10 protein-coding genes and 1 pseudogene are annotated in these 7,590 nt (G+C 61.7%); 5 read left to right on the top strand and 6 right to left on the bottom strand.

What is annotated here, in order from left to right:
- Window positions 1–208: transposase domain-containing protein (locus CGK74_RS19355; RefSeq protein WP_133091962.1), on the top strand; the 208-nt coding region annotated here is incomplete at its 5' end.
- Between the two features lie 67 nt (window positions 209–275).
- Here CGK74_RS19355 and CGK74_RS19350 read toward each other — a convergent pair.
- The 5 genes and pseudogenes from CGK74_RS19350 to CGK74_RS18300 all read right to left on the bottom strand — a co-directional run.
- Window positions 276–797: pseudogene (locus CGK74_RS19350) on the bottom strand (restriction endonuclease); the annotation flags it as partial.
- 281 nt (window positions 798–1,078) lie between these two features.
- Window positions 1,079–1,585, bottom strand: coding sequence for a bactofilin family protein (locus CGK74_RS18315; RefSeq protein WP_094269799.1), 507 nt, complete (start codon window positions 1,583–1,585; stop codon window positions 1,079–1,081).
- Between the two features lie 13 nt (window positions 1,586–1,598).
- Window positions 1,599–2,684, bottom strand: a complete 1,086-nt coding sequence (locus tag CGK74_RS18310; protein WP_094269798.1) for a hypothetical protein — start codon at window positions 2,682–2,684, stop codon at window positions 1,599–1,601.
- Window positions 2,685–2,876: 192 nt separating this feature from the next.
- Complete coding sequence (locus tag CGK74_RS18305; protein ID WP_094269800.1) at window positions 2,877–3,281, bottom strand: hypothetical protein; 405 nt, start codon at window positions 3,279–3,281, stop codon at window positions 2,877–2,879.
- Window positions 3,282–3,289: 8 nt separating this feature from the next.
- Window positions 3,290–4,006, bottom strand: a complete 717-nt coding sequence (locus tag CGK74_RS18300; protein WP_038011030.1) for an AAA family ATPase — start codon at window positions 4,004–4,006, stop codon at window positions 3,290–3,292.
- A 191-nt stretch (window positions 4,007–4,197) separates the two neighbouring features.
- Here CGK74_RS18300 and CGK74_RS18295 point away from each other — a divergent pair, with 191 nt between their 5' ends.
- Genes CGK74_RS18295 through CGK74_RS18285 form a run of 3 tightly spaced genes read left to right on the top strand, consistent with a single transcriptional unit; the run spans window position 4,198 to window position 6,850 of the window.
- Window positions 4,198–5,343, top strand: a complete 1,146-nt coding sequence (locus CGK74_RS18295) for a hypothetical protein (RefSeq protein ID WP_094269797.1) — start codon at window positions 4,198–4,200, stop codon at window positions 5,341–5,343.
- Entirely contained in the window at window positions 5,336–6,526 is a 1,191-nt protein-coding gene (locus CGK74_RS18290) for a carbon-nitrogen hydrolase family protein (RefSeq protein WP_094269796.1), read from the top strand. The genes CGK74_RS18295 and CGK74_RS18290 overlap by 8 nt, the downstream gene beginning before the upstream one ends.
- A 30-nt stretch (window positions 6,527–6,556) precedes the next feature.
- Window positions 6,557–6,850 (top strand): hypothetical protein, encoded by a 294-nt coding sequence (locus tag CGK74_RS18285; protein ID WP_240498785.1) that lies wholly within the window; start codon window positions 6,557–6,559, stop codon window positions 6,848–6,850.
- Between the two features lie 33 nt (window positions 6,851–6,883).
- On the opposite strand, the gene tnpA is transcribed toward CGK74_RS18285, so the two are convergent.
- Window positions 6,884–7,297 carry an IS200/IS605 family transposase gene (gene tnpA, locus CGK74_RS18280; protein ID WP_094269795.1) on the bottom strand — a complete coding sequence of 138 codons (414 nt, stop codon included), beginning with the start codon at window positions 7,295–7,297 and terminating at the stop codon, window positions 6,884–6,886.
- A gap of 22 nt (window positions 7,298–7,319) precedes the next feature.
- On the opposite strand from tnpA, the gene CGK74_RS18275 reads away from it, so the two are divergent.
- A partial coding sequence (locus CGK74_RS18275) for a helix-turn-helix domain-containing protein (protein WP_165770115.1) occupies window positions 7,320–7,590 on the top strand: 271 nt, incomplete at its 3' end.

Below are 7,590 nucleotides of genomic sequence, written 5' to 3'. Positions count from 1 at the left end.
GGTCGGCGCGATCTACGTGGGAATCGCGCAGAGGCTGATCGCCACCTGTCGCCTGCATGACAGCGACCCCCATGTCTATCTGAGCGATGTGCTCCAACGCGTCGGCCAGCACCCTGCCGCCGATGTCGCACAACTCTCCCCAGGGCTGTGGAAGCAACACTTCGCGGCCAATCCGCTTCGATCCGCTCTCCACCCGCGCTCGAAGTAGTCAAGAACGCCGCCCGGTTACCGCTTACGAAGGTTTTCCCGGTACCGCAGGCCATGATGAGCTTGCCGCGATCGACTTCCTTGAAGCCCTCGAGGATGTTGCCTACCGCTTCTTCCTGGTGGGGCATGAGCGTCTTCTTCTCGCGCAGCCGAATGTCCTGGATGCGCTCGAGGCTGAACTGACTCCAGTCGATCGGGCTCTCGGCCAGATCCTTGAACCACAGGCGCGAGACCGGAATGGTCTGGTTCTCGAGCGCTTTCTCGGCGTTGCTGCTCCACTTGTCGGTCGTGGAGACGATCACCCGGTGTGCAAAAGAGCGCTCGCCCTGGCTGGTCGCAAAGCGCTTCCCCGAGGCCGTGAAGAAGGAGTCGATGTCTGCCTTCTGCAGGGCGTAGTCCGGATCGTAGAACTTGCACTGGATCGCCCAGTAATCGCCTGTCCCTCGCTCACGGGCGACCAGGTCGATCCCGACATCCATGCCGCTACGGTCCGGCCACTCCGACCACAGCCAGACCTCGGCGAGTCGGTCAGCGTACTGCGGGTCAGCCAGCAGATAATTGGCTATGAGTCGCTCGAACTTGTCGCCCATCTCGCGGTTGGACCGTGCCGCTTCCCGAAACTCGGAGAGAATGTCATTCAGGGTTGTCATTCTTTTTCAGCTTTATGTTGGTAGCGAAATACTTATCGCATACCGTCCTGTGGACGACGACATAACTAGAACTGCAAGGGGATACCGCTCTAAGGATATCAGCACATCAGCCATTACCTGTCCTGCCTTGGGGCGATAGCCAGGCTCTGAGAGACTTTTGCTCGTGCTTCACAAGAAAATGGGGGCACCGCGGTGCCCCCATTCATTGTCACACTGCAATCTTACCGTGTGCCGGTCTTGAGCTTGATGACGCCGCGGGCATCTTCGTGAGCATCCTGTTCAAGCTTCTGCTTCGTCGGGGACTGAATCGTTTCTATCGAACCCGAGATGCTGGCCCCGTCATAGACGACGAACTTGCCGCAACGGATCTTGCCGACGACGACGGCGCTAGGGGCAAGAACAAGCGTACCCTGGACTTCGATATCCCCCTCCACCTCGCCAAGAATGAAGGCGCGAGGACCGATGAGCGAACCTTCGATGCGCGCCCCCTTCGAGAGGATGCACAGTCCGTCCTCGGTACCGAAGGTCACGTTGCCGGCAATCACGCCGTCGATCTTCAGTCCGTCCGCGAAGGACAAATTCCCCTCGAGTCTCGAGTTCGCACTAATCACCGAGCTGACCTTCTCGTCGATGGGGTTGATGCTGATCCGCTTGGGAGCATTGTCCTGACGGATCATCGAGAAGTTGGTGCGCTGGTTGCGTTGAGCAAGCTGCATGGTCGACTCCATTCGTCTCTCCAAATCAGGGCTTCACGCGGATGACGCTGCGATCCGTGATGACTGTCATCGCCACCGGATCGATGCGCTCGATGCGTTCACCCGAGGGCAGAAGGTCATGCACGCGATACGCGGCACCCCGGCCACCGGTGCTCACCACCAGTTGGCCGTCAGTGAATGCACGCAAACCGATCTGGGATGCGGTCACGACCATCACGTCACGTACCGTCTCGGGCTCTTTGCTCGACGGCTCTGCAGGCTTGGTGCGTTGAGCGGTCTCGGTCTTTCGGGGCGCCGGCGCCGCAGCCTTCTTCGGCTCAGCAGGCGGCGCCTTCTTGGTTTCGATGGCAGGCTTGACCGCTGCCGCCTCAGCCGGCTTCGCCACCTTGGCAACGGGCGCAACAGTTGCTGGCGCCGGTTGGGCGCGGACCGGCGCCGGCGTAGCGACCGGTGCCGGAGCGGGTGCAGGTGCGGGGGCGGGCGTGGGAACTGCAGCTTGAACCGGGGCGGCGACCGGAGCCTCGGTCACGGCTTGAGGTGCAGGCTGGGGCTGTGGGACCTGCTGAACAGGCGCTGCTGCAATCGCCTCGGCTGTGGCCGGCTCGCCTCCTGCTGCAGCGGCCAGAAGTTCGGCTTCAGCGGCGGTCTCAGCGATGACTTGCGCGGGCTGGGGCGCTGCGGGCGCGGCTTCGGCAACGGCTGTTTGCTGCGGAGCCGAGTCGGGCATGACTGCCGCCGGCGCCGGGGCGACCGGAAGCTGATCAGCCACATCAGCTTGCTGCGGAGCCGCCGCTTCAGGCATGGCGAAGGGATTGCCCCCCGTTGTCGGGCCGGCTTCCACACCCGAGAGGGCTGCGAGATCCAGCTTCTGGTTGTTCCCTTCGAGAAGCGCATGGACTTGCGGGAACTGCAGCGCGGCAGCACAGCCGATCACCACCCCTGCGATCGACAAAGCGAGAATGAGTTTCTTGCGGCTTTTCTTCGGGGGCACCTGCTCGACGAACTCGGTGTCGATGACGTCCTGGGGTTCCAGATCCAGTTCGATATTGGGCGCGCTGCCTCCACCCATGTTGTTCATGATGATGGAGTCGTTAAAGCTGTCTCGCGACATACATTCCTCTTAGGTTTCGAGTCCAGGTTCTCCGCGGCACAGGGTGCACAGCACCAGTTGCGGACCACAACCCAGCCTCTCACGAGTCATTTCGATTGCAAGGCCTGGGCATGGCGCCTGCTGCTAACTCGAGGAAGTGTATGTCGCCGAAAGAATCAGCATCCCTTCACAAAACAGCCAAAACCAAGGGTTTTATGGGGCATCCCCTTTGGTCACTCGCATCGTGCCATCCGGGTTCCGACCCGTCTGGAAGCCACGCTTGGCGAACAGCATGTCCAGATGCAGCCTGAGCGCCTCCATCACGATCGAGGTCTGGCTCGCTCCGTAGGTCGTCTGCGCCATCCACTTGAGCATGAGGTACTCGTGCTCAGGCATCTTGATCATGACCGTTTGCTTGTAGCGCGGGTCGCCGCTGATCCATGGCATCTCGGCCCCCTCCCCTGCCCCGCTGGAAGCAGGCACAACAGGCACGGGCGTCTCAACTGGCGCTTTCGGTTTGGCGGCGGCATCACCTCGCTCGATGAAAGCCTGCGCTGCAGCCGACTCGATCAGCGCTTCCTTTGGCTTACTCAGGGGCGGCGGAACGATACGCTTCATGTCCGGTTTCACGGTTGCACTCCTTCAATCAAGCTCGATGCCTCGGGCCGCTCGCCAGCGAGCACCTTCATCAACTCGGTATGCACGGATTCCATTTCCATCTGCGCGCGTGCCAGTGAATCCGCCTTGCCGGGCAGCTCATGCACCGCCCTTCCCTCACGCGCTGCGGCGATGAAAGAACTGCGCTGGCACACGAAGTGCGGGCTTACATAGAGACCCGAGTAGGCGGAGAGGAACTCACGCAGCGCCAACACCTCCTGGCCACGGGCGGCGGGCGACGGGCTCAGGCCGTTCATCACCACCATTACCTTGAGTCCCTCGTTGATCGAGCGCACGTTCGAGATCAGATCCTCGAAGTCCTGGTGAAACACCCACGCATCGAAGTTGCTGGGCTTGACCGGGTACAGCAGCACGTCGGCGACCACCAGCGACGCACGAAGCTCAGGCGAGTTGTGGCCTGGCGCGTCGATGAACACGTGCTCGTAGTGCTTTGCCATCTCGACGGCCGAGCGCTTCAGATCGCCGCCCGTCTTTTCGATTGCCACGACCTCGGGGGTCAGACCCCGCGACGCTCGCAACGCGACCCAGTTCGACGATGACCGCTGTGAGTCCGCGTCGATCAGCAACGACCCCAGGCCCTTCGCCTGGTGCATGGTGATCAAGTTCGTCGTGATGGTGCTCTTCCCACACCCGCCCTTGGATGAGCCGACAACGATGATTGGCACAGGGAATACCTCCTAGTGTGGTGAGCGCATGCTCGACCTTGCAGAACTGATGATGTGCAGCATTCTAGTCGAGCAAGCATCAATTTGCCGGCCAACATTACCTAGCCTGCTATATCTAGCCTAGACAGTATAGATTACTAATGCTAGAGTTTAGTGCATAGGCCATACTGTCTGTTCAGGAGTAGTTCAAGATGACTAGCCCGCTCGTGCTGCCCAAGACTGCGAAAGAAGCGCAAGAAATGCTGCGCGCTGCAGGTCTTCCGGAACTGACGCCGGCCTTGATCGCTGAGATCGTCAGCAAAGAGGGCGAGGACTTCAAGCAGGCTCTCGCCACGGTCGCTAAGGGCAACGTCGACCGCGAGAATCCCAGCCTGCGCTATTTGCTGCAGATCATCGGCGCCTGCGTGCCGGCCACTCGCGCCGTACTCGAACGGCTGGGTTTGTGCGGCGTCGCCCTGAGCGCGCTCATTGAGATCAGCAAGGCCGAGGGCCGAACCTTCGTGCAGGCGATCCGGGCGATCAACGGCAATGAGATGTCGGCCGAGCACGCACACGTCAGGCAGTACCTGACCCGAGTGGTGAGCCCCCACGCCACCGCGACCCCCGAGGATCATGCCCCGACCACAGCGACTCAGTCGCAGCGCGCACCTCATCCGAACGCGCCGCAATCCCAAGCGCGCACGGAGGCACCCACACATCAGTCGCAACCGCAAAGCCGCCAACAGGCTCAAGGGCAAGGCTCGGTGACGCCATTTCCGGCTCGAGAACGTCACGAACGCGGCAACTCGAGCAGCGGACAGCCCACGACTAGCCGGACCTCCCAGGCAAGCGGCGAAGCCCCTGATCGCAAATTCACCTCCGTGCATCTGTATGCCGGCAAGGCTGCGCTGTGCTTCAGCCCAGACGAGACCCGCAAGGACACCAGCCCAACCGTGCGCGTCGAAGCTGCGAAGGCATCGGGTCCGCGGCAGTACGACTGGGGCACGAAAGTGAGCTTCCAGATGACGGTGAGCGAATTGCCGCTCGTCTTCGGGGTGCTCTACGGTCTGATTCCGAAGGTCGAGCTCACCGGTCACGGCGTCGAGAACGAGAAGAGCATGAGCATCGAGGAGCAAGGCGGGAAGTTCTTCTTCTCGATGCGCGTTCGCGGCGGCACCATTTATCCGGTCCCCGTGCCGGCCAAGGATGCCTACCCGATCATGACCATGCTCCTCGAGCAGATGCAGAAGAACGCGCCGGGCCTGCCCACCGCGCAAATCATTCAGATCGCCAAGCGGGTCTGCGATATGTACCGGAGCGGCCTGAACGAGCAGCAGCCGCGCGTCGCCAATGGCTAAGCTGCTTCGATACTGGCCGGCACTGGCCGGCGCGCTGGTTGGTTGGGCGGCATGGGGCTATGGATTCACCCCCCTTGCCGCCCTCTTCTTTCTGCTTTGGGGCACCGCCCGCAACAGAAAGGTTGCGTACCTCACGGCGCTGGCCTACTACCTCGCGGGGTCGCGCGTCATCCCCGGCGCTGCGGCTGTGTTCTTCAGAGAGGACACCAGCCTTCTCCTGGGCATTGGCTTGTGGCTCGTCGCTGCGGCCCTCCTTGCGCTTCCGTGGGGACTACTCCATTGCGCGCAGGGCGGATTGCGCAACGCCTGGCGCCCATTTGCTGCCCTCTTTCTGGTAACGGTCCCGCCGCTCGGCTTTGTCGGTTGGCTCAACCCCCTGCTGGGCACCTCCCTGATCCTGCCCGGACTGGGTTTCGTATCCCTGGTCGTAGGCCTAGTTCTGGCCATCTGGCTCTCGCTGCTGCCAGCTCGCCACTGCTCCAGCTGGAAGTCAGGGTTGATCGCCGCGTTGATCAGTCTGATTGGTATCGCCGGCCAGCCCAGTCCGGCCTCAATGCCAGGTTGGGTCGGACTCACGACACATGAGGGCAAGACGCCCGAAGAGATGAACGACCGGATGATCCGGTACAGCCGAACGCAGGAGCTGATTGGGGCCGCGGTTCGAGAGGAAGGCACCAAAGTCGTCGTACTGCCGGAGCAGTTCCTTGGCCGATTCAATCTCGATACGGAACGGGCGCTTCAGTATCTGCTTGGCCCCATGCTCATCGAACGATCCGCCCATGCGCTCATCGGGGCAGCGCTCCCTACTGGCGAGGGCAAACGCACAGCGAACGTGCTGATGCACTTCGATGGGAATCAGTGGTCGCCGATCAAGGCACGTTTTGCCGTGCCCGTGAGCATGTGGAAGCCGTGGGCCGACGACTCGACGGTGATCAACCCGCTCGATCTGCGCCTCTTCGAAGTGGCCGGCAACACGGCCCATGTGTCCCTGTGCTTCGAGGACTACATGCTCTGGCTACATCTTGGCGTGTTCCTCACCAACGAGCGGCCCGACCTGATCATCGCCGCGGCTAACGGCTGGTGGGTCAGGGAAGGAAAGGCTCAAGCCATTCAGGACGAGCACATCAACGCCTGGGCACGGATCTTCAACCTGCCGCTCGTTCGGGCACTCAACGCCTCTTGAAGTTCGGGCCATCCGTGTAACGATCATTGCATGACCAGCAATCCCGCCACCTCCGATCCGGTTCATGCCTTGCGCGCGGCGCGGCAGAAGTACGGACTCGCCCGCCTGCACATGGGCGTGCTCCTCGAACACATCCGAAACTCCAAAGGATGGGAAGGGCACGCCGAGTCCTTCACGGGCTTCCTCGAGGAGTTGCGCATCAACCAAAGCGCCGCCTACCAGTACATGCGGGTGGCTCGCCGCTTCTTCTTCGAGATGCCGCTCCCCGATGCGGCGCTGACCCGGTGCGCGACAGGCCCCGCCGTTCAGGGCGGGGAAGGATAGCGCGGACGGCGTAGCCGTCCTTGCCTTTGCCTCTCAGTGCGGTGTCTGCTGCTGCTCGATGTACTGGCGCACGATGGAAATCGGCGCACCGCCGCAGCTAGAGGCGAAGTAGGACGGCGACCAGAGCACGCCCTTCCAGTAGTGCTTCTGGATGTCGGGCCGTTCCCTGCGCAGCAGGCGGCTGGATACGCCCTTGAGGCTGTTTACCAGATTCGACACCGCCACCTTCGGCGGATACTCAACCAGAAGATGAACATGATCGTCCTCGCCGTCCATCTCGATCAGGCTAGCCTCGAAGTCGGCGCAGACCTTGGCGAAGATGCCGCGCAGGGTATCAATGGCCGGGCCATCGAACACTCTGCGGCGATATTTCGCCACAAAGACCAAGTGGGCATGCATCTTGAAAACGCAATGCCGTCCGCGTCGAATATCATTGTCATCGCTCATAGACCAAAAGTATGATTGAGCCATGCAACGACTTCAAGCCTACAAGTACGAACTGATGCCAGACGGGCAGCAAGAGCGGCAAATGCGCCGCTTCGCTGGCTCGTGCCGGTTCGTGTTCAACAAGGCTCTGGCGTTGCAGAAGGAGCGCTACGAGCAAGGCGAAAAGAAGCTCGGCTACGCCGGGCTGTGCAAGCTGCTCACCGAATGGCGTAACGGTGCGGATACGACGTGGCTCTCTGATGCGCCGGCGCACCCGCTGCAACAGACGCTCAAGGACTTGGAGCGGGCCTACA

Origin of the sequence: Thauera propionica (assembly GCF_002245655.1) — a bacterium.
GTDB classification, from domain to species: Bacteria; Pseudomonadota; Gammaproteobacteria; order Burkholderiales; family Rhodocyclaceae; genus Thauera; species Thauera propionica.
Note: the sequence above shows the minus strand (reverse complement) of the source record. Positions and strands in the feature narration are given on the sequence as shown.

Coding starts and splice junctions, on each gene's coding strand:
- CGK74_RS18315 (WP_094269799.1), bottom strand. CDS start 1,585: ATGGAGTCGACCATGCAGCTTGCTCAACGCAACCAGCGCACCAACTTC.
- CGK74_RS18290 (WP_094269796.1), top strand. CDS start 5,336: ATGGCTAAGCTGCTTCGATACTGGCCGGCACTGGCCGGCGCGCTGGTT.
- tnpA (WP_094269795.1), bottom strand. CDS start 7,297: ATGAGCGATGACAATGATATTCGACGCGGACGGCATTGCGTTTTCAAG.
- CGK74_RS18285 (WP_240498785.1), top strand. CDS start 6,557: ATGACCAGCAATCCCGCCACCTCCGATCCGGTTCATGCCTTGCGCGCG.
- CGK74_RS18305 (WP_094269800.1), bottom strand. CDS start 3,281: ATGAAGCGTATCGTTCCGCCGCCCCTGAGTAAGCCAAAGGAAGCGCTG.
- CGK74_RS18310 (WP_094269798.1), bottom strand. CDS start 2,684: ATGTCGCGAGACAGCTTTAACGACTCCATCATCATGAACAACATGGGT.
- CGK74_RS18295 (WP_094269797.1), top strand. CDS start 4,198: ATGACTAGCCCGCTCGTGCTGCCCAAGACTGCGAAAGAAGCGCAAGAA.